Raw genomic sequence first — 26943 nt, 5'->3', positions numbered from 1 at the left:
ACGGAACCGGGGGAAGAACGCCCTCAGGACCGCAGCGCCCACCACGTCGCCGCACTGAAACGCAGCGGCGCCTCCCGCGCGAGAAGCCGCCGGGGGTCCGAGGGCATCAGCGCCGCGATGCGGAAGAACCTGCGTCGGCGCCGTGAGAGCGCGTCCAGCTGCGCGGTCGTCGTGGTCGAGTCGGCGATGGCGGTGATGAGCGCCGCATCGGCACGGGAGAGCGTCCGGATGGCCGGCCGAGAGAAGGCCTGCAACTCGGCGGCGATGCGGCGCAGGGCAGGGAGATCCTCCGGCGCCCACGCCCCCGCACGGTAGTGGATGGCCCCGAAGACCGGCAGCCGCCAGAGTTTGACCGCCAGCGCCAGTCGGTCACCGGGCGCGAGAGCCCGGGTCCCGCTGTCCGCGAGCAGGAGTTCGACCGCGCGGAGTTCATCCGCCAGGGGACGCGAGGTGAACGTCACCCGCTCCGCGTCATCGTGGACCAGGTACTCCCCCGGTCCGACGTGCCGCGCGATGCGCGCACCGGAGAACCACATGCGCGTGGTGAAGGCCAGATCCTCCCCTGTCGCGAGTTCGGGCGTGAAGCGCAGATCGCCGAAGCGCGGACGGGAGATGAGCCCCAGGGGTGCCGTGCGGTAGGCGAGGCGGTCGCGGGCACCGTGCAGCTTCCGGCGCCGCGGGGTCGGCGGGGTCGGAACCCGGCGCCCGCCGGCGTGACGCAGGGGCGCGATCACCATGTCGGCACCGGTCTCCCTCGCCGTGCTCCGCCAGCCGTCGATGGCCCCGGACGTCACCTCATCATCGGATCCGAGCACGGCGACGTAGCGGCACTCCGCGTGGTCCAGCCCCGCGTTGAACGGCCCGGCGGGGCTGCGCACACCGTCCCGCAGTTCGTGGAATTCCACGCGCGGATCGTCGGCGACGGCACCTGTCGCGGCTCGGATGTCGTCGGCGTCGACATTGTGGCAGATGACGCGGACGCGATGAACGCTTCGCGACGTCAGAGCCGAGGAGACCGCGCGCTCGATGTCGCGGCGTGCGTCATGCGCGGCCACGATCACCTCGACGTCACGAGGGAGACGCTCTCCGGCTCCGGTCGCGGCGGCTTCATACGCCGCACGCGTCGCCGCACGCCGATTCTCCGGATCGAAGAGCCGCGTGGCCCGGGCGGCGATCTCGCCGGCGGATCGATTCTCGTTCAGAGCGAGGACGCGCTGGACGGCGTCCGCGTAGGCATCGGCCGAGCGTTCCGCCACGAGAGCGCCGTCGGGTTCGCTGACGAACGATGACTGCTCCCCCTCGTTCGAGGTCACGACGGGTCGACCGGACACCAGAGCCTCGGCGATGGCCACCCCGAAGGTCTCCATCGCCGTCGGGAGGATGAAGACATCGCCCTCCGCGAGGACATCGGCGACGTCCTCGGGCAGTATCCTGCCGCGCAGCTCCACCCGATCCGCGACACCGAGACGCTCCGCGAGCATCGTCAACTCGTCTCGGAGCGGGCCGTCGCCAGCCCAGACGAGCCGTGCGTCCATGCCTCTCGACACGAGCTCGGCGAGTGCTTCGATCGCGATGTCGGGCCCCTTGCGCGCGATGAGTCCGCCGACACCCACGAGGGTCGTCACGGACGTCCGCGGTCGCTCGCGCAGGACGTCGGGACGATGCACCTCGTTGGGGATCACGACGGTGGGTCCGCGGCGGCCGGAATCGATGCGCGCGGCCAGATCGTGGCCGACCGCGACGACGACGTCGGGTCGGCGCAGGAGCCGGAAGGTGAGGGGAATCGCGAGCCGCGACGCGAGGGGTGCCGTGCGCGGTGCCAGAAGGGCCGACCAGTGCTCGGTGTGGACCCAGGGGGCCGTCAGCCGCAGCGCACGGAATGGCAGCAGCGCGGATGCCGCCATGGAATGCACGAGGTCCGCCGATCCCGCGTGGCGAGCGATCACCCGACCGGCATTCCTGATGCTGCGCGGGTCCGCCGGGGACATCCGGATCGTGTGCACCGGGAAGGGGACATCCGCCGCCCCGCCGTCGGCGGAGAGATGGATCACAGCGACCTCATGATCCCGCCGCAGCATCTCGATGTCGCGGACCACGAAGGCGCCGACCTCCGGGCGCGCCGACGTCGGGAGCCAGGTCGTGACGACGAGAACCTTCACCTCTCGACGCTATCAGCCGATCGGCGACGGGCAGCGTCGAGGGTGGCCCGCACGAGATCAGCGGCGACGGTGCCTGTGCGCCGCGCATCGTAATCGCGCTCCCACCGCTCTCGGGGCGCATACGTGCCCACGGGAGCGTCGAGCACCCGGCGAAGCGTGTCCGCGACGGACGCGGGAGACGCGGCGGCATCGACGAGCTCTCCGGTGCGCAGCGCGGCACCGACGATCTCCGGGGTGCCGCCGACCGCGGTCGCCACGACGGGGATTCCGTGCGCGATGGCCTCCATGATGCTGACCGGGACCCCTTCGGAGGCACTCAGGTTGATGAACGCATCGACCTCACCGCCCCGGTAGAACGCGGCGATCTCCGCGGGATCGACGTGCCCGCGGAGTTCCACGCTCAGTCCGTCGGGGAGCGCGGACGACGCCGCCCGGAGCTCCGCCATGTCGACGCCGTCCCCGAAGTGCACCCAGCGGATCGGACGCACGGCATCCCGCTCCGCCAGCTCCCGCACCGCGTCGAGGATGGACCGCACGCGCTTCACCGCGATCAACGACGAGCAGGAGACGATCGTGGTCTCCTGCCGGGCCGTCCGTTCCGGCGCGGCCTCCGGCCCGAATGCACCCAGCCGGCTCAGGGCCACCTTGCCCGCGGTCTCCGGATGATGACGAGCGAGGTAGGTCTCGGCATCGTGGGAGATCGCGAGGATCCGATCGGCGCGAGCGAAGAGGAAAGGACGATAGGGCAGGTAGCCGGCGATCGCCTGGTCCTCGTAGAGGTCGTAGCGGTGCACACGGACCACGCGGCTGCGCACCCCGCGAAGCCACGGCACCCCGAGGCCGCCGCCCATGCCCCAGAACCCGTAGGCCGTGGTGTCCGGGTCACCGGCGATCGCCTCCCGCACAGCGGTCCGGTGAGCCTGCGTGAGCCCGACCTTCGCCCCCATCAGGAAGAGTTTCGGATGGCGCCACAGACGACCGCTCCACAGTTCCCGCCAGGTCGCGCGGAGCAGGAGCATCAGCGGGCCGGGTTCCAGGAGCAGGCGTGGCGCATCCTCCGGGGCGGGCTCGAAGAGGTTGCCCCCCAGACGCACGCCCGCCGGGAGATCGACGGCGCCCGCGCTGGTGTCCCGCGCGTGGCAGAAGACCACGACGTCGTCGAACCGCGCGGCCAGGGCCTCGATCTCCTTCTCCACGAACACGACGTCTCCCGTGCGGTACGGGTAGTCGTTGGTGAAGAGGAGCAGCCTGCTCACGGCCGGTTCCCCGGGTGCGGCGCGGCCATCAGCGCATCCAGTGCGCGCGCCCACACCTCGACCTGGTGCTCGCCCGAGAGCAACTCCGCGCTCTCCTGCGCGGCCTGCTTCCAGGTCGTCACCTCGGCCGCCGTCAGCCCGTCGAGGAGCCGGGTCAGATCGCTCGCTGCGAACCCCTGGGTGACCGCTCCGAATCCGCGCTCGTTCAGCACGCGAGCCATCTCGGGCGACGGACCGATGATCACGCCCAGCCGCGCCTGGACGTAGTCGAAGAACTTGTTCGGCAGCGCCCACGTGTTGTTGAAGTTCACCGGCGGCAGCAGGTGGACACCGACGTCGTGCGAGTTCAGCGTCGACGAGAGTGCGGCGTACGGCACCGGGTCATGCAACGTCACTCGGCTCGAGGCGCCGGCGCGGTCGCGGATCTCCTCGAGGAAGGCCGGGTCGTTGGGCGTCAGATAGAGGGCGAGGTGCACATCGGCGCTGGTCACCTCGACGGCCTCGACGATCGCGAGGATGTTCCGATCTCGCAGGGCGGCTCCCGAGTGCACGAGCCGGATCGGCGTGCCGACCGGGCGCGCATCCACCTCCGCGTAGGGGGCGGCGTTGGTGACCACACCCGCCTCGATTCCGTAGACGCGACGGTACTCATCCGCGATGCCCTGCCCGACCGTGGTGACGGACTCGGCGCGCACCACGAAGGTCCGGCACATCCACCGGACGAACGGGGCGACGAACAGGCGCCACTTCCAGACGTCCTCTTTCTGGCGAGGCGCGTACTCGTGCAGATCGGCGTGCACGCCGTGGGCGCTCTTCTGCGCGAGCGCCAGGCCCACGGCATCCACATCGTTCGCCAGGATCAGGTCCCACTCGCTGCCACGAAGGGCCGTGGAGGCCGCGGAGATCGCCTCGTTGCTCCAGTACGCCTTGCGGAAACGGCGCAGGATCACCGAGATCCGGTCATAGCGCCAGATCGGGAATCGGTCGGGGATGCGGAAGTGGTGGGCGACTCCCGAGGGTGTGTCCCCGTATCCGAGCGTGTGGATCTCGAAATCCTGACCGAGTCTCGCGACCTGCTTCAGCAGTCGCGCGTCGGCCGTGATCGTCGAGAACGAGATGATCAGCAACCGCGGACGGCTCATCGCCGCTTCCCCGCCATGAGCCCCGCGACGATGCGATCCCACTTCTCGACCTGCCGCTCGCCCGCGAGTTCGCGGGCGCTGCGGTCGGCGTGGGTCTTGTATGCGGCGACGGTCTCCGCGGTGAGGTTCTCGATGACCTCGCGCAGCGCCTCGACGGTGAAGTCGGAGGCGACGTCGCCGAGGCCGAAGTCCCGGACGTAGGCGGCCATCTCCGGGGAGGGGCCGACCACGACGCCCAGACGGGCCTGCACGAAGTCGAAGAGCTTGTTCGGCAGCGCGTGGCGATAGTTGAAGGTGAGCGGCGGGAGCAGGAAGACCCCGACGTCGTAGTCGTTGAGCGTGCGGACGAGGTCGGCGTAGGGCACGGGGTCCAGGACCCGGACGCGATCGGTGGTCTCGGCGAACGCCTTGAGCTCGTCGAGGTAGGCCGGGTGATTCGCCGTGAGGTAGAAGTCCAGCGTCACGTCGGCATCGGCCGTCGCGACCGCTTCCGCCATGAGGTGCAGCTGCCGGTTCGTGAGCCCGGCACCGCTGTGCACGAGACGCAGCGGCGAGGACACGGGCACGGGCGCGAGATCGTGGTACGGCGTCGCGTTGCTGACGAGTTCCGCACGGAAGCCGAAGTTGCGCTCGTATTCGGCCGCGAGCCCTTCGCTCACGGTCGTCCAGGCCTGCGCCTTGGTGACATACCGCCGGACGACCCAGTCGAACCACGGGGTGATGCGCTGGAACCAGAGTTCGTTGTCGTCGTGCAGCCGAGGGCTGTATTCGTGGAGGTCCGCGAGCACACCCTGACGGGGCCGGAGCTTGACGGCGACGGGAACGGCCTCCACGTCGTTGGCGATGATCACGTCGAACCGACGACCTTTGAGCGCCTCTTTCGCCCACCGCACCGCCGAGAGCCGCCAGTACGCGCGACGGTAGCGCTTGAGGGTGATCAGCTTGCCGTCGAGGTCGTTGTACCGGACGTCCCGCGGCAGGGAGAGATGCTCGACGACGCCGGTCGGGGCGTCTCCGTATCCGAGCGTGGTGACATCGAAGTCATGGGTGAACCGGGCGACCTGCTTCAACACGCGCGCATCGCCGACGATGGGCGAGAACGAGATGATCAGCATGGAGGGACGGGAACTCATCGCAGCTTCTTTCGCTCGCGCTTGCAGAAATACAGGACGTAGCGGCGCAGCGTCGACTCGCGGGCGAAACTGTGCACGAGGTCGGGAGTGAGCCACCGATCCGCTCTGCTCGCTCCGCGGGCGCGCATGACATCCGCCCGGAGACGGTCGCCGGTGGGCTCGGCCAGGAGCCCGTCGAGGATCCATCGGTCCTGGCGATTGAACGCTCGGAGCGCCGTCGGTCCCTGATCGAGGAGGCGACGCAGGGTCGAGGCGAGGTGGCTGACGTCCGCATCGCGCAACTCCGCGGCCAGTGCCTGGGCGTTTCCGACGACGCTCACCCGGACCAGCTTGATCACGAGCGCGCGGCGGTGCGCGGCCGAGAGGGTGGCGAAGACACCGTCGTCGAGGAGGCGGAGGATCGGCTCGAACCGCTCCTGCACGGTCATGGTGCCGAGCGTCGTCCGTTCGTCCGCGTCCTGACCGATCACGTACGCTCCGGTGCCGCTCAGGAAGTCGATCCGACCGCCGTGGGACCAGAGTCTGATGCCGAACTCGAAGTCCTCACCGACGCGGACGCCCTCCACCATGCGCAGCCCCAGTTCACGCATGCGCGCGGTGCGGATCAGACCGAGAGGAGCTGTGCGGTAGAAGAGCCGATCACGGGCGGCGTCCAGCCGACGACGACGCCCCAGACGGACGAGCGGGTTGGGCATGATGTCGTGCCCCTGGAGACGCACCTGCGCGATCGCCGCGTCCGGCCGCTGCGTGCGCACGTGTGCGATCCACGCGGCCATCGTCCCCGGTTCGAGGAAGTCGTCGGACCCCATGACACCGCAGTACATGGCGTCGACGGCATCCAGCCCGTGGTTGAACGGGCCGGCCGCACTGCGCACCCCGTCCGCGAACGGAAGGATCCTGATGTCTCCGGGAATCCCCTCCAGCCTGCTCTGCAACGACTCCGGAGCGATCCCATGGGCGACGACCGTCACCCGCACCACGTGGCGAGCTTCATCGTCCTGGACGAGGGAGGCCACCGCACGTTCGATGGGTCGTCGCGCGTCGTGGCACGCGATGACCACGTCGACCAGCGGTCGGGTCACGCGAGCCCTGCCAGCTGAGCCTGCTCCGCGAAGTTGGGAACGCGAGCCACCAGCTCGTCGAACGCACCTCGATCGGCGATCGTCCCATCCTGCATGAAGCACACGAGATCGCTGTCCCTGATGGTGGAGAGCCGATGCGCGACGGACACGATCGTGACCTCGCCCTTGAGCCCGCGGATCGCCTCTGTCACGAGGGATTCGGTCTTGGTGTCCAACGCGCTGGTCGCTTCGTCGAGCACGAGGATGAGCGGGTTTCCGTAGAGCGCTCGCGCGATGCCGAGGCGCTGACGCTGACCGCCGGACAGCGCCAGGCCCCGCTCGCCGATACGCCCGCGCATCTCGCCCTCTCGTGACGCGATGGTGTCCCAGAGCTGCGCGCGGGTGAGCGCCTGACGCACCCTGTCGTAGTCGATTCCGTCGTCATCCCAGCTGAGCGCGACGTTCTGCGCGATGGTGCCGTCGAACAGCGAGACGTCCTGCGGGACGTACCCCACCCGCGAGCGCCAGTCGGACAGGACATCGGTCAGAGCCTGGTCATCGAGCATGATCGATCCCTCCTGCGGGACCAGAAGCCCGAGGAGGATGTCCACGAGAGTGGACTTGCCTGCGCCGGAACTGCCGACGAGAGCGATGGAGCTGCCGATCGGGATGTCGAGATCGATGTCGTGGACAGCCGGATCTCCCTCATGGCCCGGGTAGCTGAAGCTGACGTCGCGCAGGCGCAGGACCTGAGGATCGTCCGGGATCGGGTCCTTCCCGAGGTTCTCGACGTGCTCGATGTAGATCAGCGATGACTTGATGTCGGTGATGACCGACTGCACGTGGTACACGTTGGCGGTCGTCGAGGTGACGATCGACTGGAAGCCCGTCAGAGACGGGACGAGGCGGAAGCCGGCCACGGCGAAGAGCGCGACGGCGGCCAGTGCCTCATCGAGTCCGCCGATCGCGTACCCGACACCGCCGACGAGGATGAATCCGCCGACGAGGGCGGCGTTGAGCACGAAGCCCGGGAGCGAGCTGAGGAAGTTCATGTTCGCTCGGGCGCGCGTGCTGAAGGATCGGTTGTACTGGACCACCGCGGCCACTTCTCCGGTCTTGTTCCGGAGCGTGATCTCCTTCAGCGCCTGCATCATCTCGGTCATCAGGGTGGCGACCTTGAACGAGTAGTCGCGCGACACCCGTCCCGCCTGCACGGAGCGTCCGGCGACGACCCAGTACATCAGGGCCATGATCGCGCCGAGATAGACGACGGTGATCAGAGCGGTGAAGGGCTGCGCGACGACGATGATGCTGACGATGAGCAGGAAGCTGACGGTCAGCGCCGGGAGCTGCATGATGGGGAGCAGGAAACCGCTGATGGTGTTCGCGATTCCCACATCCGCGATGCGCACGACCTGTGCCGTGTTGCGCCCCAGCCGGTAGGTCCAGGGGGCCTTGATGTAGGAGTCGAACAGCCGGCGCCCGATCTCCAACTCGAACGTCGCGAATCGGCGGGTGGCGAACCACTGCTGGATCATCGCGAGCACCGACTTGACCAGGATGAGCACCGCGACGGCACTGATGAGCCAGATGTAGGAGTCCTTGCCGACCGGGCCGATGATCGGCACGTTGATGGCGACACCGGCGATCATCGGGGCGAGGCTGAGCGCGAGGAGCATGATCGCCGCGATGTCGAGAATCGCGAGGGCGCAGGAGATCGCGATGTATCGGATCAGATAGGAGCGGGCGTCGCCGGGAAGCCACGGCATGATCTCTCGGAAGGTCTTCCACACGAGTTTCATTGCGTGATCCTCCGAGGCGAACAGGCAGAAGAGGGCATCTGGTCAGTCTCCCATGAGTTGGTGTGAGCCGCTCACAGCGCCCCGAGGAACGTCGAGAGCACCGACGCCGACCGGGTCCCGTCGTGAACCGCCGCGACGAATTCCTCTCCGTCGCGCGCTGTCCGTCGCGCCGAGGTCCGCTCCGACACGATGGTGCGAATCACGTCGCCCAGCTCGCCCGCCCGCGCCTCGACGATGGGGAGGGCCGAGGAGGTCTCGGCCTCGACGGTGGAGCGGACCCGCGCGGAGACGTGCCCGACGACGACCCGACCCGCGGCCATGGCTTCGCAGGCGGCCACGCCGTAGCTGCCGAGGGCGAACTGGTCGAGCACGATGTCGGCCCGTCCGTAGAACGACCGCATCTGGGAGGACCGCAACCCGACCGCTTCGGTGAACTCGATCAGCCCCTCGTCGTGCAGGGGCTGCATCGCCGCGCGAACCGCCGCCGTGCCCTTCATGCCCGCTCGACTCGGGGCATGGCAGACGACGGGAACGCGACGCTCGAGCGGCTTCCCCGATCCGCTCGCGCGCCACCCCCCGACATCCACCACGGGCGGAAGCCACTGCGCGGTCGGGACGTCGTCGAGCAGGTCCGGAGTGGAGACGAAGTTCATCAAGGGAAGATCGCCCACGAGGGCGCGATTCCGCTCGACGACCTCCACCAGCTTCTCCACGTCGGCGTAGGCCCCGTGGAACGGGGAATCGGGCTCGTGGGCGGCATGACGCCGTGGATCACGGATGTCACTCCCGTGCCAGAGCAACGCCACCTGGACCCCTCGAGCGAGCAGCGAACGGATCTGGTCCGCGACGGGCACGTCGACACCGACGAAAGGGCGCCCCGACTCCACGACGACGTGTGTGAATCGCGTCTCGATCGCGTGCCTCTGGGCACGCTGCCAGCGCCTGTTCTCGGCGAAGTACGCGACCGGCACGGATTGATCCGCCGAGAAATCGAAGACGTCCCCGCGGTCGCGATACATGAAGTTCGCCGCCGCGACACCGGGAAGCCGCTCAGCGGCCCGGGCCCAGGCATGACCCTGACCCGCGGAGTTGACCGGAGCGATCAGCAGACGGGTGGGGGCGTCCTCCGTCCGCGCCGTGCCGGCCTCGGCGAATGCGCGTCGCTTCCACGGCAGGACACGCTCCGCCACGGGGGCGGGCAGCCGATTGGCCGCACGCCCCAACGGAGCGAGCAGACGCGACACGGCGGTCATCCGCGTGGCTGACCGCCTGCGGTCAGGAGACGCGAGTCCCCGGTGCGGGCGGAGTCGAGCGCCGCTTCCACGACCGCGAGCGTCCGCTGTCCCTGCTCCATGGTGACGACGTCGGTCTGCTGACCGAGCACAGCATCGCGGAAGGCCTCATGCTCGACGCGCAACGGCTCGCGCTTGGCGAAGGCGTAGCGCGTGACGTCTCCTTCGGAGACCCCGCGGAACGACGACACCGACTCCCACTCCAGGGGGATCGTGCCGTTGGCGTGGAAGGTCAGGTCGCCCGTCGACGTGTCGGCGACGAACGCACCCTTCTCACCGGTGACGACGGTGAGGCGCTCCTTCATCGGGCTGAGCCAGTTCACGATGTTGTTGACGATGACGCCCGATGCGGTGCGCCCCGTGATCGTGATCATGTCCTCGTGCTCGCGACCGCTCTTGAAGGCGGTCTGCGCGAAGACGCGTTCGTAGTCGCTCTGCACGATCCAGGCCGTGAGGTCGACATCGTGGGAGGCGAGGTCCTTCGCGACACCCACGTCGGCGATGCGGGCCGGGAAGGGTCCCTGACGACGCGTGACGACCTGGTAGACCGCTCCGAGCTCGCCGGCCTCGATCCGGCGACGCATCTCCTGCACCGCCGGGTTGAACCGCTCGATGTGTCCGACGGCGCCCACGAGCCCCGCGGCGGCGAAGGCGTCGACCATCCGCTGTCCGGCCTCCACGGTGTGCGCGATGGGCTTCTCCACCAGGGTGTGCACTCCTGCGGCCGCCAGCTTGAGTGCCGCGTCCTCATGGAATCGGGTGGGCACCGCGACCACGGCGACATCGATCCCGGCCGCGATGAGGGCCTCGATGTCGGGCAGGATCTGCAGGTCTCCGGCGACACCGTGGGGGTCTCCCCCGGGATCCGCGATCGCCACGAGGTCGACGCCGTCGACCTCACGCAGCACACGGGCGTGGTGACGTCCCATCATCCCGACGCCGAGCAGCCCGGCCCGCAGCGCCATCAGGAACCCGCCTTCGACAGGGCGTTGACCGCGGCGACGATGCGCTCGAGGTCGTCCTGGCCCAGCGAGGGGTGCACGGGCAGCGATGCCACCTCGCGGGCGGCACGTTCCGTCTCGGGCAGATCCAGTCCGGGAGCGAAGTGGGTGAGCGACGGCAGACGGTGGTTCGGGATCGGGTAATAGACGCCGGCTCCGACGTTGTACTCCGACTTGAGAGCGGCCACGAAACCGTCCCGATCCTCCGGCACACGGATCGTGTACTGGTGATACACGTGGAGGGCACCGTCGGCCACGGGCGGCACGATCACACCCTGGAGGTTGGCATCGAGGAACGCGGCATTCGCCTGGCGCTGACGCGTCCAGGCGTCGACCTTCGTCAGCTGGACCCGCCCGATGGCGGCGTGGATGTCGGTCATCCGCGCATTGAAGCCGATGACCTCGTTCTCGTACTGGCGCTCCATGCCCTGGTTGCGGAGGAGCTTCACCTGGCGCGCGATCTCGTCGGTCGCCGTCGTGACCATGCCGCCTTCGCCGCTGGTCATGTTCTTCGTCGGGTAGAGGCTGAACATCGCGAATTCGCCGAACGACCCGACCGGTCGTCCGTCGAGCGCGGCGCCGTGTGCCTGCGCGGCATCCTCGTAGAGTGCGACGCCACGATCGGCCGCGATCTTCTCCAGTTCGCGCATGCGCGCGGGGTGGCCGTAGAGGTGCACCGGAAGGATGCCCTTGGTCTTCGGGGTGATGGCGGCCGCCACCGCCTCGGGGTCGAGCGTGAACGTCTCGGGTTCGATGTCGACGAACACCGGGGTTCCTCCCGTGAGCGCCACGGAGTTGCCGGTCGCGGCGAACGTGAACGAGGGAACGATGACTTCATCGCCCGCTCCGACGCCGACCGCGAGCAGACCCAGGTGCAGGCCCGCGGTTCCGGAGTTGACGGCGACGGACGGACGTCCGGGGACGAAGTGCGCCGAGAATTCCTGCTCGAAGGCGGCGACCTCGGGGCCCTGCGCCACCATGCCGCTGCGCAGGACGCGATCGACGGCCTCGCGCTCCTCGTCGCCGATGATCGGCTTCGCGGGGGGAATGAACTCGCTCACACGGTCTCCTTGCTCAATGTTCCGTCGGTTTCGGTATAGCGGGCGCCCGTCGAGGGGCACACCCAGATGCTGTCGTCGTCTCCGGGCACCAGGGGCACACCGGATTCCCCGACCCAGCCGATACGGCGCGCGGGAACACCGGCGACGAGTGCGTATGCGGGAACATCCTTCACCACGACGGCGCCCGCGGCCACGGTCGCCCACGCGCCGATGGTCACGGGGGCCACACAGGTCGCCCGAGCGCCGATCGCGGCGCCGCGTTCGATGGTCACTCCGACCGGTTCCCAGTCGTGCGCGCTCTTGATGCTGCCGTCCGCATTGATGGCGCGAGGGTAGGTGTCGTTGGTGAGGACCACGGCGGGTCCGATGAAGACCCCGTCTCCCAGTCGGGCGGGCTCGTAGACGAGAGCGTAGTTCTGCACCTTGCAGTTGTCCCCGAGGACGACGCCGGTACCGATGTACGCGCCGCGTCCGATGATGCAGTTCTCGCCGAGCCGGGCATCCTCCCGCACCTGTGCGAGGTGCCAGATGGATGACCCGTCACCGATCTGCGCCGCAGGAGAGACGTCTGCGGATTCGACGATCCGCACACTTCCGGTGTTCGTCACGAAACTGACCCTCCATCGTTTCCTGGTCGCGCGAGATGCGCTCCATCGATCTTAGTCGCCCGCCCTCCCGCGACCTTCGACACGACGGTCGCCACGCGCGCCGCCACCGCGGACAACGAGACGTTGTCGCGTGCCCAGGATGCCCGCACGTCGCGAAGCTCCTCGGAGCGCCCGCTCTCCGCGTCCGAGAGCAGGGAGCGCATCCCCTCGGCGACCGCTGCGGGCGAGAACTCGACGGCGCGACCGAGGTCCGCCTCTCGCACGAGGCGAGCGCCGGCTTCGGGGCCCGCGAAGAGCACCGGGGTCCCGACCGCCGCAGCGGCATAGGTCTTCGTCGGGCGGGCGAAGTCGTAGCCGATGCCCGGGACGATGCTCACGAGCGATCCGATCGCGCCGCGGATCCAGGATGCCGAGCGCGGCGGACTGACCACGCCGCCGAAGTGCACGCGACCCGGCACGAGCTCCTCGGCGAGCACCCGCAACTCGGCCTCGACGGCGCCCTGGCCGAAGAACCTGATGCCGACATCGGGGACGTCGTCCGCGATCAGGGCCAGAGCGCGGATGAAGACGTCGGGTCGCTGCCACTCCGACATGGTGCCGGTGTAGACGAAGTAGCGGTCCTGCGTCGGCGGCAGCTCGACGGTCGGGCGGAAGACCTCGGTGTCGATGCCGTTGCCGACCGTGGCCACCCTCTCGGGATCGGCGTCCAGGGCGAGCAGGCGCGCGGTGACCTCATCCGAGACGGAGATGATCGCGGAGGCGCGACGGAGAACCGTGCGCTCGAGAGCCCTCATCACGGCGATCACGACCCGGGGCGCGCCCATCGATATCACGCCGTCCGTCCACACGTCGGCCGCGTAGTAGACGACCGGGCGTCGGCGCACGCCGGCGACGAGCACGGCCATGAGTCCGGTGGTGGGCGGCGACTCGGCGATGACGACGTCGAAGCGTGAGAAGAGCATGCGGAACAGCAGGGGGGCGTCGTAGCTCGCGTACTGGATGTACCCGCGGACGTTGCCGCCACGGTCCCGCAGCACGGGCCAACGACGGACCGCGACGCCCGGGTCATCGTCGATCCTCGGGGCGTGATGCGGCGGGATCGTCGTCAGCACGGCGACCTGACCGCCGACCTCTGTCAATGCCTTCGCGAGCGCGCCGAGTCGGAAGGCTCCGGCGCTCACTTCCGGCGGGAACAGGCGCGAAGCGATGACGGCACGCCGGCCGTCCATCACGATGTCCGCCCTTCGGGATCCTCGTCGTCACCGGTCGGCGGCACGTCGCGTGCCTCGAGCTGTTCGAGGCGCTGTTCGTGGAACGCCGATCGCTCCGCGAGCGCGCGCATCTTCTCCTCGATGCGCGTGAGCTCGGCGCCGTGCTGCAGGCTCACGAGGAAGAGGAGTCCGATGGCGACGAAGAACACCAGGTTGACCGGCACCGCGACACCCAGGACGCCCGCTGCCCAGTTCAACGTCTGCGGGAAGACCGCGATGACGAGGGCGAGCACGCCCCCGATGAACCACCAGACCGCATGGCGCTCGCGCAGGGTGCCTCGGCGCATCAATTCGATGATCGCGATCAGCGCGAGGATCGCGGCGACGATTCCGAAGGCGTAGGTGACGGGATTCACGGGAGGTCCTCGATCCGCTTGCGCGGCCGCATCATGGCCAGCAGGAACGCGGCGCACGCGCGTGTCAGGTAGACGGCCGCCTTCCAGGGACGGTGCGACGGCTCGCCGCCCTGGCGCCGGCGCATCGCCACCGGAACCTGGCGGATGGTCAGGCCGGCTCGCGCGCCGATGACGAGCGCTTCGATCGTGTCGCCGAGGTACTCAGCCGGAAGATTGTCGGCGAAGAGGTCGACCGCGCGCGGCCCTGCGGCCTTGAACCCGCTCGTGACATCGGTGAGACGTGTGCGCGCGACACGGCTCATCACCCGCGCGAGCACGCGCATCGCCCAGCGACGCGGCCCCCGCACCCCGTAGTCGCCGACGCCGGCGAAGCGAGCGCCGATCAGCAGGTCGGCATGCACGAGTCCGTCGAGCAGCTCAGGGATCGCCGCAGGGTCGTGCTGTCCGTCGGCGTCCACCTGCACGACGGCGGTGTAGCCATGGTCACGGGCGAACCGGAAGCCGGCACGCATCGCTCCCCCCACCCCCAGGTTGTACGGGAGCACCAGCACCACGGCCCCCGCCGCGCGGGCGCGCGAGGCCGTCGCATCCGACGATCCGTCGTCGACGACGAGACACCGTGCGGACGGCACGGCCGTGCGCACGGCACGGACGACCTCTCCCACGGAGTCCTCTTCGTTCAGCGCCGGAATCACGACGAGAACGGACAGTTCTTCGGCAAGCATCGTGTGAGATCTTACCGAGGCCGCGTGATCGATCACCGAGCGCACGCCGTGATCCGCCAGAGGGAGACGTCACCCACCTCCGCGACTCTCTCGAATCCCGGCTCCCCGGCGAAGTCCGTCATGCCCGGCATCTCGAAACGTCCGGGCGTGCTCTCCCCCAGGCCGAAGTCGAGGACGTAGCCGGGGTCGCCGTAGACCTGCAGCGCGTCGCATACCGCCGGGTCGCTCGCCGCATCGCGGAGGCTCTCCGCAAGGGTGGACCAGGCCTCGGTGCGCGGGGCCGACCATGTCCGCGGGTACACGTCCACTCCGCTGAGCATGTAGCCGAAGCCCGATCCTGTCGACGGATTGCCGAGCACCCGCTCCCCCGGACCGACGTACTCGTCCAAGGATTCCAGGAGTTCACGCTCATCGAGGGAGAGATAGGTGTCCTCGGCGGAGATGTAGCGCGATTCCCGGTCGAACGTGCGCTCGATGACCGCCGGCATCGCGACCGGACGCACCAGCACGAGGATGATCATGAACACCACGGCGACGGCGAGAGCGACCGCATCCCGATCCGCCTCGGAGGGATCGGCGGATCGTCGGATCCTCCCGACGATCCTGCCGACGAGATCGTGCAGACCGATCGCCGCCAGGGGGATCACCATCACCGGTGCGAGAGCAGCGATGCGATAGGGATCGGCGTACCAGGCACCCAGCAGGTTCACCCGGACGAGAGGGGCGGCGACCGTCGCGACGAGCACGTAGAGCGCCGACAGACCGAGCCACCCCGCGACCAGCCACCTCAGCTGACGGGATCGCCACGCGATCACGATGCCCCAGAGCATCAGGGCACTCACGCCGAACGCGAACGGGATACGGAGGTGGCCGTTGAACAGCACGTCCAGGGTGACCTCGAGCTTGCCGCGGAACGGTGGCCAGTGCGACCCGCTGGTGCTCCGCGAGATCACTACCCAGACGCCGACGAGGGCGACCCAGGAGATCGCGATGAAGGTCCAGCGGCGCACCCGCGACAGGGACGGCGCGTCCTGGAGGAGCCATGCGGTGACGCGCACCAGCACGAGCGCGAACCACGGCAGAAGGGTCGCCGGCTGTGCGAACAGCAGGGCGCAGAACGCCACCAGGGCCAGGAGCAGGCCACGCACGAGGACATGCCAGCGGGGGCCGTCGCTCCGCCAGCCCGGAAGGGAGATCATCAGCGCGACCGCGGCCGGCAGCATCGCGGTCGAGAGCGCGTTGGGGAACAGGACGCCCCACTGGAACATCAGGAGCGGGAAGGTCTGCAGCGCCCCCGAGAGGATGGCGGCGACGCCGGCGATACCCGCCGAGCCGGTGGCCGTGCGCGCGAGCCAGGCGATGCCGAGCGGCCAGACGACGGCGCCGATCACCAGGGTGAGCGCGTTCGCCGCGACGGGGATGCCAGCCCCCGTGAGCAGGGTGATCAGCGACACGATGCCGTGCCACGCGGCCGGATAGAACGAGCTCCCGCCGACGACGCCGTTGACATGAAGGGAGGAGGCGTCGGCGGTCTCGACGATGAAGCGGACCGCGTTCATGTGGAACACGGCGTCGTTCGTCTGCGAGATCCCCGCCGGGTCCTCGATGTACGCCACGAGTCGCCAGAGCCCCACCAGCACGCCGACGATCAGCGCGACGGGGAGCACCCAGCGCCGTGACTCCGACGGCGGAGTGTCCTGCCGCCCGCGGAGGAGAAGTCCCGCGGCGACAGCCGCTGCGATCAGGACGAGCGTCGCCATCGCCCAGGAGGCGGGTGACCAGGGCAGCCCGAGGATGCCCAAAGCGAGCGCGGTGATCGCCGTGGAAGCCACGCTGAACAGCGGTGCGGCCGCGACCAGGGCGAGCCCTCGGAGGCCGACGGCCGCCAGGGCGATCAGCCCCGGCACGAAGGCCACGGCCACCGCTGCGAGGAGGGCCGGGGCGTGGACGAGCCAGTCGACGATCACGCGTCCACCAGGGCGATGGCGCCCCCGACCTCGCCGTCGTAGATGACCTCGCCCTTGTTGATCACGACTCCGCGGACGCAGAGCTCGCGCACCATCTCCATGTCGTGACTGACGACGACCAGCGTCTTGCCCTCGGCGATCAGCTCCTCGAACTTGAGGCGGCACTTCTCGCGGAACGGCGCATCGCCCACCGAGAGGATCTCATCGACGAGCAGCACGTCGAGCTCCACATGGATGGCCACCGAGAAGGCCAGGCGCATGAACATCCCCGAGGAGTAGTGCTTGACCTCCTGGTCGATGAACTGCTCGATCTCGCTGAAGGCGACGATCTCGTCGTAGCGGGCTTCGATCTCGTGTCGCTTCATGCCGAGGATCGCGGCGTTGAGGAAGACGTTCTCCCGCCCCGACAGTTCGGGGTGGAAGCCGGCGCCGACCTCGATGAGGCCCGCGACGCGTCCGCGCGTGAGAACCTCTCCGTCGTCGGGCTCCATGACACCGGAGACGAGCTTGAGCAGTGTCGACTTGCCCGAGCCGTTGAGCCCGAGGATCGCCACGGACTCCCCTTCGCCGATCACCAGGTCGACGCCCTTCAGCGCTTCGAACTCACTCGTGAGCTTCCGCCGCTTGATCCACGACACCACGGTGTCCTTCAACGAGAAGGCATGGTTGAGGGTGAACCGCTTGCGGACCCCCCGGATGATGATGCTCGGCAGTGTGGCCGTCTGCTCGCTCATAGGTCTTGTGCGAACCTTCCTTCGAGGCGGCGGAAAACGAACTGGCCGAACAGGAGCACGCCGACCGAGATCAGGAACGTCCACAGGGTGTTCCAGGCGAGACCCGGGGGGATGGTGAGCGCCGTGTCGGTCACCGGCCGCCAGAACGCGTAGTGGAAGAGCTCGACGCCCTGGGTGATCGGGTTCAGCATGTAGACCTCGACGAGCCACTGCGGCCATCCGAGCTTGTCGACCACCGCGTCCTGCACCTGCGTCCAGGCATACAGCACGGGCGACGCCCAGGTCGCCAGGAGCAGCAGGAGCTCGACGATGTTCTCGGCGTCGCGGAAGCGCACGTTGATCGCGCTGAAGAACAACCCGAGTCCGAGGGCGAACATCATCACGATCAGCATCCCGGCGAGGATCGCCAGGATCGAGAGGACCGAGATGTTCACGATCCAGCCGAGCAGCAGGCACACGACGAGGAGCAGACCGACCTGCGGAAGGAAGTGCACGAACGCGACGATCACGGCGGAGACCGCGAACAGCTGACGAGGCAGGAACACCTTCCTCACCAGCGGCGCATTGCCGACGATCGAGGTGGTCGCGTTCTTGAAGGCCTCGGAGAACAGATTGATGACGACGATTCCGGAGAACAGATACACGGCGTAGTTCGGGATGCCGCGATCGAGGTTCATGAACAGCCCGAGGACCACCCAGAAGACGAGGAACTGCGCCGCCGGTCGCACATACGACCAGGTCCACCCCAGCACCGAATTGCGGTAGCGCGTCGTCACTCCGGTGCGCACCAGCAGGTTCAGCAGATAGCGCCAGCGCACCACGTCGATCAGCCCACGGCTGGTGCCGGGTGTGTCGAACTCGGAACGCGGGACGGCGGCGAAGGGATCTCGGGTATCAGTCACAGGCCCACTCATTCGGAATCGCGGCGGTGTCCGTCGCGACATTCAGTATCCCATGCGGCAAGCTGGTGACCTGCTCGACGCGATGAGATCCTCAGCCGAGGCTGTTGATCGTCTGCCAGCCCGACCCGATCTGTGCGCTCGCTCCCCACCCGCCCTTGCCGTTTCCGGCGTAGAGCATCATGCTGCCGTCGGCGCGGACGGCGAGCACATCGGGAGACCTGTCCCCGGTGACGTCACCGGGACCGACGAGACGGGTCATCCCCGTCCACCCCTTCCCGATCTGCTGAGCCTGCCCGAAGCCGCCCTGTCCGTTCGTGGGGTACAGGCGGAGTGTCCCGTCGCTCAGGCGGGCGATCAGATCGCCGCGCCCGTCGCCGTTGAAGTCGCCGGCGTGGATGACGATGTCCGCGATCCCCCAGCCGTGCCCGATCTTCGTGCTGCCGCCCTGCCATCCGCCCTTCCCGCTGCCGCGGTAGAGCATCATGGTGCCGTCGGCGAGGATGCCGATCACATCGGTCTTCCGATCACCGTCGAAGTCGATGCCGCCGATGAGGTGGACGAAGGACGACCAGCCGTGTCCGATGCGGACGGGCTCACCGAATCCGGTGCCGGATGCCGGGTAGTACGAGAAGACGCCGTCGGCATCCACGCGTCCGAGATCGGCACCGCCGGTGCCGTTGAAGTCGCCCATCGAGAAGATCTTGTCGTTCGGGCCCCACCCGGAGGCGATCGTCGTGGATGACCTCCACCCGCCGGCGCCGTTTCCGCCGTACAGGCGAAGATCACCGGTCGAGGTCAGCGCGACGACATCGTTGCCGCCCTGTCCGTCGACATTGCCGAAACCCGCCTTCGGTGCGCGGGGGGCGATCGCCGCCGGGCCCGCCGCCGCCTTCGCGACGAGAGCCTGCCAGCCGGAGCCCACGGTTCCCGCACTCGCCAGGTAGGCCGTTCCGCGCCCCTCGTAGGCGACGAGCGCACCCGAGGCCGTGTGCGCCAGGATGTCCGGCGTGCCGTTCCCGGTGAAGTCGCCGGGGCTGAACACGCCCGTCATCGACGACCAGCCGCTTCCGATCTGCGACCGGACACCCCAGCCCCCGCGCCCGTCTCCGGGATACAGGAAGAGGCGGCCCGTCGTGTCACGGGCGATCAGGTCGCTGCGGCCGTCACCGTTCATGTCCACGCCGCCGACGAGCATGCTCATGCCTGCCCATCCGCTGCCCACCACGATCGGCGCACGGAATCCCCCGCGGTCGTCGCCAGCGCGCAGGAACAGTGTCCCGGCGGCATTCGTCGTGAAGAGGTCGGGGACGCCGTCCGCGTTGAAGTCACCCGCCGGAGCCACCGTCACGACGCCTGACCAGTCCCCTGCGAGGGGAACCGGAGCTGTCAGCTTGGTGGTCCCGTCGCCGTAGAGGGCCGACGGTCGACCGCTCGCATCCACGGCGATGAAGTCACGATGCCCGTTTCCGTTGAGGTCGCCGACCCCGAAGAACGCGCTGAGTGTTCCCAGTCCGGACGCCATGTTGACGCGGACGCCCCACACGCCCTTCGCGAAGGGATATCCCCACACGGTTCCGGTCGCATCCGCGCCGACCACGTACGACGACGTGTTCGCCGCGCTCAGAACCGGCGGGGCGACGGTCGGCTGCTGCGACTGCGTCGAACCGAACCAGTCCGTGAAGTAGTTGTAGAAGTTGCGGTTGCCGTAGGCGGAGCACGAGTTGCCCTCGCCGTAGCCGGCGCGGAGAGCCGCGGCGTTCGGCTGGTACGGCGTGTAGTAGTAGAGCGCTGCCGTGGCGGCGTTCTCGACACGCACCGGAGCGGACCCGCACGCGTAGTTCGGGTTGTAGAGGATGTTCCAGGTCTTGCCCGGCGCGTACCACTGGAACCACCGCCCCTCCATGTAGATCTGCATCTGCCGCGCGGCACCGTAGATCTGGTGGAAGAAGCCGACATAGTTCGGGTCGCACGCGGCGGTGTCGGGACACCCCTGCCCGAGGGCGATGTTGTAGCGCCAGGCACTCGGCCACGTGTGGGTGATGAGTCCCTGCTCCTTCTGGAGCATGACGATCAACACGCGCGGGTTGATGTCGCACGACTGCGCCACGCGATAGATGATCCGGGCTGCCGATTCGTTCGCGGCGCCCGTGTACCCGTCGCAGTAGGCGTCGGCGGAGCGGCTGACCGACGTGATCTTGAAGTCCTTGAGGCAGACGTAGCCCGTCTGGCAGCGCGAGACCTTGCTGTTGAAGAAGGACTGGATCTGCGCCTCCGTCATCGTGCCCTTGTTCGTGAAGACGGCGTCGCTGATGATGTTGCCCGCCTTGAACCCGACCAGCGTCGTCTTGACATCGCGGAATTGTGCGACGGACGTCGCCGCGGTGGACGCGGAGACGGATGCCGTGGCGGCTCCGGCAGGGATGACGGTACTGAGGACAACAGCGATGGCAGCGAGGAAACACGTGAGGAGCTGGGGGACCCTCAGGATGTTTCGAGAGCGTGGGGCACGTCGAGACATGTGAACAGTGTGACGGAAGTTGCGTGATGATGCCACTGTTGCGCCGAATACCCGCTTTTGCTCCGGCGTGTCGCCTCGATGCGCAGTTCGCTCTCAGGTGTTCAGAGGTCCGCGTGGAGCCCCCACACGCGCTCCGCCGAGCCCTCCCAGGAGAAGGCGCGAGATCGATCGGCCGCCAGCACCCGCAATCGTGCACCGCCCTCCCCCGCGGCGTCCGCGATCGCCTCGGCGATGTCCGCGTCCGGCACCAGGCGCCCGCCATCGGCGATCACATCGGAGTGCGCGCCCGAATCGATCGCGATGATCGGCACCCCGGCACGCATCGCCTCGAGAGCGCGCCACGGCCAGGCCGCGACGGGGTCGGTCGAGGCGAAGACCTCGGCTCCTGCGAACACGGCCGCCCGGTCCTCCATCGACAGGGATCCCCGGATGTGCGCGCGATTCTCCGCGAGGCCGGCGGCGGCGGCGACCTCGGCGAGGTGCGGTTCGGCACCCTCGGCGGCGTCCAGGACGACCGCGTCGAGACCCGCGGCCGCAGCGCCGCGGAACCCTTCGGACAGGGACTCGGAGGTCCCCACCAGCACGACATAGCGTGCGGGGAGAGAGAGCGCGGCCCGTCTCCCCGACGCATCCTCCGGGACGACGAAGCCTTCCGGCGCCGCGCCGGCGATCACGCGGATGCGGCCCGCGAGCTTCGCCAGCTCGCCCAACCTGCCGGCGATCGCATGGGACGGGACCACGACCGCATCGGCGTGCTTCACCGCCCGGCGCAGCATGCCGCGCTGCCAGGCGACGACCGACTTCGGAAGGGTGTCCGGTGCGTCCCAGGCACGCAGGTCCCAGAGGGTCGCGGTCGTCTGATCGTTGTCGTGCACGCGATCGTGGCGGACGAGAGGCGCCAGCAAGGAGGGGGAATGGATGAGACCGCCCCCGACGCCGGGGGTGAAGCCCAACTGCCAGGAGGTCGCCAGCTCGCGGCGGGCGAGCGGGAGGGCGCGCACCCCGGCGATCCCCCGCATCGAGAGGTCCGCACCGGAGGGGACGATGGCTTCGACCGTGCACCCGGAAGGCGCCGTCGCGACCAGGCCGGCGGCGAGATCGAGCGCCGCAGCGGCCTGATCGGCATCGACCACATGCACGAGCTGATCGAGAACCACACGAAGTCGAGCACCCATGGGTTCAGGCTATCCGGGCCGGAGCCGTGCACCGGGGAGCGCCGCCACCGCGCCGCCGGAATGTCAGCATTCCCCCAGCATCGACGGGGCCGGGAAACAGGGTTCATGCTTGAATGCTCCTGTGAGCGACGGTCGACTTCCTGCACGCCGCCGATGGATCGGATGGGCCGTCGGCATCTTCCTGACCCTCCTCGTGCTGTCGCTCGGCTGGGTCACCGTCCGCGGCATCGGCGCGGTGAACGATCTGCAGCAGGTCGCGAAGGGCGCATCGCAGCTCAAGTCCGCGATCGGCGAGGGCGACCTCGATGACGCCGAGCCGATCGCCGAGCGCATCGCCCACCACGCTCGTTCCGCGCATGAGCTCACCTCGGATCCGATCTGGAGCGCCTTCGCGGTGGTCCCCTGGCTCGGACCGAATTTCCGCGCCGTGAGCGACGTGGCGGACATCGCGGACGATGTCGCCGCCGACGCCCTCGCACCCCTCCTCGACGTGGCCGACGGATTCGACCTGGCACAGATCGGTTTCTCCGGTGGAACGATCGACCTCGCCCCGTTCGCCGACATCGAGCCGCCCCTGGCCGAGGCGAGCGCGGTCCTGAGCGACGCGCGGTCGCGGGCTCAGCAGATCGATGCGGACGCGACCCTCCCTCCGCTCGCCGACGCCGTCCGCGAGATGCGCTCGGTCGTGGAGCAGACGGCCACCGCCGTGGGAGCGCTGCACGGCGCATCCGTGCTCGTGCCGAGCATGCTCGGCGGCGACGGCCCCCGCAACTATGTGCTCGCGATGCAGAACAACGCCGAATTGCGCTCCTCCGGCGGGATCATCGGCTCCATCGCCCTCCTGCACGCCGAGAACGGGAGCATCACGCTGGAGCAGACATCCACCCGGGAGTTCCCGCCGCTCGAGACCGCTCTCCCCCTCAGCGACTCGACGCTCGCCCTGTTCGAGGACCGCCCGGGGCGCTACCTCCAGAACATCACCAGCATCCCGGACTTCACCGAAGCCGCGCCCCTGATCGCGGAGCGCTGGCAGGCCCGCTTCGGCGATCGGATCGACGGGGTGATCGCGGTCGACTCGCTCGTCGCGGCGCACCTCATGACGGCGACGGGAGACCTGTCGTTCGGTCCGTTCACGGCGACCGCCGACACGATCGTCGACATCCTCCTCTCCGAGATCTACGCCGCCGTTCCCGATCCTGCGGCCCAGGACGAGGTGTTCGGGCAGGCAGCGGGCGCTCTCTTCGGTGCGGCGCTCGCCGGCGGAGATCCTGTGGGCCTCATCAGTGCCCTCTCCCAATCCGCCGATGAGCGCCGGATCCGCATCTGGAGCGCGCACGAGGACGAGGAGAAGGTGCTCGCCGCGTCCACGCTCGGCGGGGCCATCCCCACCGACGGCGCGGACGCGACGTACGTCGGCGTGCTGATGAACGACGGCACCGGCGGCAAGATGGACTTCTACACGCGGGCGACGATCACGACCGCGGTGGGCACGTGCGGCGGGGAGCCCACGACACAGGTGCGGGTGACGTGGACCAACACGGCCCCCGACGACGCTGCCACCTCGCTCCCGGCCTACGTCACCGCGGACGGCTTCTACGACTTCGGCGTCCCCACGGGCTCCGTCCGGACACTCATCGCCGTGTACGGCCCCGAGGGCGTCACTCCCTCGCACATCGACCGCGACGGCGCGGAGGACGGTGTGCAGACGGCCACGCTCGGCGACCGCTCCGCCGTGCAGCACGAGGTCATCCTCGCCCCCGGCGAGTCCACGACGATCACCGTCGAGTTCCAGGGAACCGGTGCAGGAGAGCGTCTGACGGAGGTCGTCCACACCCCGATGGTGGAGATCCCGGAGACGACACGCGGAGATCTCGTCTGCGCTTCGTGACATTCGCCGACGGTTGAGGTACTGTCATCTCACTGGGGAATATCTGGGTTCTGTCAACTTGCCGTGGGGGCAGGGGAACTCACGCAGTCGAATGCAGGGGTGTGTTCGAAGGCGATTCCGCGTGAAATCTGGGGAGAATCATGCTGAAGAAACTGGCTGCCATCAGCCTTACCGCCGGCGCACTCGTGCTCATCGCACCGACTGTCGCCACCGCCGCACCGGCCTTTCCGGTCGCGACATCCGACTCCTATGCGGAGACGCCGGGTGTGAAGGTCTCCGACCCGATCATCGACATGTGCGAGGTCTCCACCGTCGTCTTCGGTCCCGGCTATTTCCTGCCGTCCGAGAACGTGGGAGTCTCGGTGTCCGGCCTCAACGCCGGCGACTCTTCCGTCTCCGGCAACACCGCCGGCACCGACGGAGGACTGACACTGACATTCCGTCCGCCGTCCGACGGCGAAGGGTCGTACGCGATCGCATTCGCCGGCTCACGTTCGTACACCGCGACCATCACGGTGTCGCAGGGTCACGACGCAGCGGTCAGCTGCGACCATGACCCGGGGGTCGCCGCAGCCGGATCGGAGCTTCCGCTCACCGGCTCCGGTCTCGAGCTGGCGCTCACCGGCGGCAGCGTCTCCCCGTGGGTGCTCGGCGGGGGTGCGGTCGCGCTCGTCGCCGGCGGTGCACTCGTCGCCGCGGGAGCCGCACGCCGCAAGCGCGCCTAGGTCCGATTGCCGCCTCGCGCGGTGGTCGCGACTGGACGACGGTGATCCCTCCCCCTCCGATCACCGTCGTCTGGCGAATCCGGTCTCAGACCGGAAGGCCCACGGCCGCTCCTGATCATCCGGAAGCGGCCGTGGGCTGTTCCGCGCCCGCAAGGAGGGACAGCCCACGGCACTCCGTGTGTCAGGGAGCAGGCGTCGGCGTCTCGGTCGGCGGGTGGAGCGACTGCTGCATCAGCTCATGGATGAACGCGTAGTCGGGTTCGAACTCGTCCACGCCGTTGTCGGGAGTGAGCTCGATCGTCGTCACGGGCAGCTCTTTCGCCTTGAGCATGAGGTCGAAGAACTCGGGCAGCTTGTCCTGCGGGAGATCCGTGTCGATCAAGGCGGTCCCGGCTTCCGCCACGTCGTTGAAGCGCGTGAGCACGGTCTGCGGCGTGAACTGGCCGAGAATCGCCTCCTGCAGCTCGCGCTGACGCTTCATACGGTCCCAGTCGCTGGTGGTGTATCGCGACCGGGCGTACCACTGCGCGGTGTCTCCGTCCATGTGCTGGGCGCCGGGCTCTATCCACCCGATCGCCCACTCGTTCACATCGCTGCCGGTCCACCCCTCGGGCGGTCCGCCCTTGGGCAGGCGCTCGGTCACCGTGATGTCCACGCCGCCGAGCGCATCCACGAGTTCCGCGAAACCGTGCATGTCGACGAACACGTAGTAGGGGATCTCGATGCCGAGAACACCTTCCGCGGCATCCTTCGTCGCCTCGATGCCGGGGTCGGAACCCTGCGCATCAGCCTCCGGATACAGGCCGGTGCCGTTGTCGTCGCGGCAGATCTCGGCCGCGTTGCGCACGTGGTTCATCCAGCCGTTCCATCCGCAGCTGGAAGAACCGTGGCCTTCGAAGCCGTTCGGGTAGAGCGCCTGCATGGGACTGCCGTCACTGAACGGGGCGTGCGGCAGTTCGCGCGGAATGCCGGTGATCGTGACCGCACCCGTGTCGGCGTTGACCGAGACCACGGAGATGCTGTCGAATCGCATCGAATCCCGACCGTCCCCGCTGTCCGCGCCGAGAAGCAGGATGTTGTAGTAGCCGTCACTGGGCGGGAGACTCGGACCGCTCTGCCCGAAGATCGATCCGATCGCATCGCGTGTGGAGCCGACCGCGGTGGCCGCGTAGCCGGCTGCACCGCCGACGAGGCCGAGCAGCACCAGGGCGACGACGGGGATCGCGAATCGATGCGCGGTGGGGACGCGCACGAGGCGCACCAGTCGGAGGGTGTCGAAGGTCAGTACGATCCACAGCACCGCGTACCCGACGAGCGCCACCTGCAGCAGGGTCAGAAGGAGCGCGGAGAACCATCCGGCGCTCACCAGCCAGAGCAGGACGGAGCGGGCGAAGAGAGCGAGTCCGGCCGCGACGATCACCAGGAGCCAGGCGCTCAGGGTCGCGCCGAGGCCGAGGCGGCCCAGGCGGCGGTTGCCCGCCAGCACCTGCGCGGACCCGGGGATGAGCACGTTGAGGACGACGAGCCACCAGCCGCGCTTCGCCATGGTCCCGCCGTTCGACGGATCGGGATGCCGGAGCGGTCGCGTCTCGATCAGCGGGCGGGCGGAGGCGCGCGGCGGCGCCAGGGTCACAGCGACCCCTTCAGCCGTTCGTTCTTCGCCGTGACCTGCGCCTCGAGCTCGGCCGCATACTCCTCGACACGGTCGGCGAGAGCATCGTCCGATACACCGAGGATGCGGGCGGCGAGCAGCCCCGCGTTGCGCGCCCCGCCGATCGAGACCGTCGCGACCGGGATGCCGGCGGGCATCTGCACGATCGACAGCAGCGAATCCATGCCGTCGAGGTAGGCGAGCGGGACGGGGACCCCCACCACAGGCAGCGGCGTCATCGACGCGACCATGCCGGGGAGATGTGCTGCCCCACCGGCTCCGGCGATGATCACGCGGATGCCGCGCGCTCGCGCTTCGCGTGCGTAGCTCATCAGCTTGTCCGGAGTGCGGTGGGCGGACACCACCTCGACCTCGTGCGGGATCCCGAAATCGGTGAGGGCCTGAGACGCGTCGCTCATCACCCGCCAGTCGGAGTCGGAACCCATGACGACGCCGACGAGGGGCGCGGCGGAGGAATGCAGTGGCTCGGTCACTCCGTCAGGCTACGGTCTGGCG

General features: G+C 68.8%; 22 protein-coding genes. 2 read left to right on the top strand and 20 right to left on the bottom strand.

The genetic code is table 11. The features are described 5' to 3' along the window. Positions 1-23: 23 nt before the first annotated feature. The 18 genes from ACWA14_RS05420 to ACWA14_RS05335 form a co-directional block, all read right to left on the bottom strand. On the bottom strand, positions 24-2159 hold the full coding sequence (locus ACWA14_RS05420) for a glycosyltransferase (protein ID WP_463796515.1): 2136 nt from the start codon (positions 2157-2159) through the stop codon (positions 24-26). Further along, the gene (locus ACWA14_RS05415; protein ID WP_463796513.1) at positions 2156-3415 is read right to left on the bottom strand and encodes a glycosyltransferase; all 1260 of its coding nucleotides are present in this window, start codon (positions 3413-3415) and stop codon (positions 2156-2158) included. Before ACWA14_RS05415 ends, ACWA14_RS05420 begins: the two co-directional genes overlap by 4 nt. After that, positions 3412-4557 (bottom strand): glycosyltransferase family protein, encoded by a 1146-nt coding sequence (locus tag ACWA14_RS05410; protein ID WP_463796511.1) that lies wholly within the window; start codon positions 4555-4557, stop codon positions 3412-3414. The genes ACWA14_RS05415 and ACWA14_RS05410 overlap by 4 nt, the downstream gene beginning before the upstream one ends. Next, positions 4554-5690, bottom strand: a complete 1137-nt coding sequence (locus ACWA14_RS05405; RefSeq protein WP_463796510.1) for a glycosyltransferase — start codon at positions 5688-5690, stop codon at positions 4554-4556. The genes ACWA14_RS05410 and ACWA14_RS05405 overlap by 4 nt, the downstream gene beginning before the upstream one ends. Further along, entirely contained in the window at positions 5687-6772 is a 1086-nt protein-coding gene (locus ACWA14_RS05400) for a glycosyltransferase (RefSeq protein WP_463796508.1), read from the bottom strand. The genes ACWA14_RS05405 and ACWA14_RS05400 overlap by 4 nt, the downstream gene beginning before the upstream one ends. Next, positions 6769-8553: an ABC transporter ATP-binding protein gene (locus ACWA14_RS05395; RefSeq protein ID WP_463796506.1), complete on the bottom strand. Its 1785-nt coding sequence runs from the start codon at positions 8551-8553 to the stop codon at positions 6769-6771. The genes ACWA14_RS05400 and ACWA14_RS05395 overlap by 4 nt, the downstream gene beginning before the upstream one ends. A 71-nt stretch (positions 8554-8624) precedes the next feature. Next, positions 8625-9806 (bottom strand): hypothetical protein, encoded by a 1182-nt coding sequence (locus tag ACWA14_RS05390; RefSeq protein WP_463796504.1) that lies wholly within the window; start codon positions 9804-9806, stop codon positions 8625-8627. Next, positions 9803-10810: a Gfo/Idh/MocA family oxidoreductase gene (locus ACWA14_RS05385; protein WP_463796502.1), complete on the bottom strand. Its 1008-nt coding sequence runs from the start codon at positions 10808-10810 to the stop codon at positions 9803-9805. Before ACWA14_RS05385 ends, ACWA14_RS05390 begins: the two co-directional genes overlap by 4 nt. Continuing rightward, positions 10810-11907, bottom strand: a complete 1098-nt coding sequence (locus tag ACWA14_RS05380; protein ID WP_463796501.1) for a DegT/DnrJ/EryC1/StrS family aminotransferase — start codon at positions 11905-11907, stop codon at positions 10810-10812. Before ACWA14_RS05380 ends, ACWA14_RS05385 begins: the two co-directional genes overlap by 1 nt. Beyond that, positions 11904-12515 carry an acyltransferase gene (locus tag ACWA14_RS05375; RefSeq protein WP_463796499.1) on the bottom strand — a complete coding sequence of 204 codons (612 nt, stop codon included), beginning with the start codon at positions 12513-12515 and terminating at the stop codon, positions 11904-11906. The genes ACWA14_RS05380 and ACWA14_RS05375 overlap by 4 nt, the downstream gene beginning before the upstream one ends. Continuing rightward, on the bottom strand, positions 12512-13744 hold the full coding sequence (locus ACWA14_RS05370) for a glycosyltransferase family 4 protein (protein ID WP_463796498.1): 1233 nt from the start codon (positions 13742-13744) through the stop codon (positions 12512-12514). Before ACWA14_RS05370 ends, ACWA14_RS05375 begins: the two co-directional genes overlap by 4 nt. Next, positions 13744-14142 carry a DUF2304 domain-containing protein gene (locus ACWA14_RS05365; protein ID WP_463796496.1) on the bottom strand — a complete coding sequence of 133 codons (399 nt, stop codon included), beginning with the start codon at positions 14140-14142 and terminating at the stop codon, positions 13744-13746. The genes ACWA14_RS05370 and ACWA14_RS05365 overlap by 1 nt, the downstream gene beginning before the upstream one ends. Further along, a complete protein-coding gene (locus ACWA14_RS05360; RefSeq protein WP_463796494.1) occupies positions 14139-14867 on the bottom strand; it encodes a glycosyltransferase family 2 protein in 729 nt (242 codons plus the stop codon). Before ACWA14_RS05360 ends, ACWA14_RS05365 begins: the two co-directional genes overlap by 4 nt. Positions 14868-14899: 32 nt before the next feature. Then, positions 14900-16834 carry a DUF6541 family protein gene (locus tag ACWA14_RS05355; protein ID WP_463796492.1) on the bottom strand — a complete coding sequence of 645 codons (1935 nt, stop codon included), beginning with the start codon at positions 16832-16834 and terminating at the stop codon, positions 14900-14902. After that, positions 16831-17568 carry an ABC transporter ATP-binding protein gene (locus ACWA14_RS05350; protein WP_463796490.1) on the bottom strand — a complete coding sequence of 246 codons (738 nt, stop codon included), beginning with the start codon at positions 17566-17568 and terminating at the stop codon, positions 16831-16833. The genes ACWA14_RS05355 and ACWA14_RS05350 overlap by 4 nt, the downstream gene beginning before the upstream one ends. Continuing rightward, the gene (locus tag ACWA14_RS05345; protein ID WP_463796489.1) at positions 17565-18482 is read right to left on the bottom strand and encodes an ABC transporter permease; all 918 of its coding nucleotides are present in this window, start codon (positions 18480-18482) and stop codon (positions 17565-17567) included. Before ACWA14_RS05345 ends, ACWA14_RS05350 begins: the two co-directional genes overlap by 4 nt. Positions 18483-18561: 79 nt before the next feature. Continuing rightward, complete coding sequence (locus ACWA14_RS05340) at positions 18562-20988, bottom strand: FG-GAP repeat domain-containing protein (protein WP_463796487.1); 2427 nt, start codon at positions 20986-20988, stop codon at positions 18562-18564. A 101-nt stretch (positions 20989-21089) separates the two neighbouring features. Further along, entirely contained in the window at positions 21090-22163 is a 1074-nt protein-coding gene (locus tag ACWA14_RS05335; protein ID WP_463796484.1) for a glycosyltransferase, read from the bottom strand. Between the two features lie 121 nt (positions 22164-22284). Here ACWA14_RS05335 and ACWA14_RS05330 point away from each other — a divergent pair, with 121 nt between their 5' ends. Together ACWA14_RS05330 and ACWA14_RS05325 are read left to right on the top strand one after the other, a co-directional pair. After that, the gene (locus ACWA14_RS05330; protein ID WP_463796483.1) at positions 22285-24051 is read left to right on the top strand and encodes a DUF4012 domain-containing protein; all 1767 of its coding nucleotides are present in this window, start codon (positions 22285-22287) and stop codon (positions 24049-24051) included. Positions 24052-24191: 140 nt separating this feature from the next. Next, complete coding sequence (locus ACWA14_RS05325; RefSeq protein WP_463796481.1) at positions 24192-24776, top strand: hypothetical protein; 585 nt, start codon at positions 24192-24194, stop codon at positions 24774-24776. A 181-nt stretch (positions 24777-24957) separates the two neighbouring features. Here ACWA14_RS05325 and ACWA14_RS05320 read toward each other — a convergent pair whose 3' ends face one another. Together ACWA14_RS05320 and purE are read right to left on the bottom strand one after the other, a co-directional pair. Next, positions 24958-26409, bottom strand: a complete 1452-nt coding sequence (locus tag ACWA14_RS05320; RefSeq protein ID WP_463796479.1) for an LCP family protein — start codon at positions 26407-26409, stop codon at positions 24958-24960. Further along, positions 26406-26873 carry a 5-(carboxyamino)imidazole ribonucleotide mutase gene (gene purE / locus ACWA14_RS05315; protein WP_463797375.1) on the bottom strand — a complete coding sequence of 156 codons (468 nt, stop codon included), beginning with the start codon at positions 26871-26873 and terminating at the stop codon, positions 26406-26408. The genes ACWA14_RS05320 and purE overlap by 4 nt, the downstream gene beginning before the upstream one ends. Positions 26874-26943 lie beyond the last annotated feature (70 nt).

The organism is Microbacterium sp. TW_SC_2 (genome assembly GCF_055361165.1).
The sequence above is the reverse complement of the archived record's forward strand: the minus strand, read 5'-3'. Positions and strand labels throughout refer to the sequence as shown.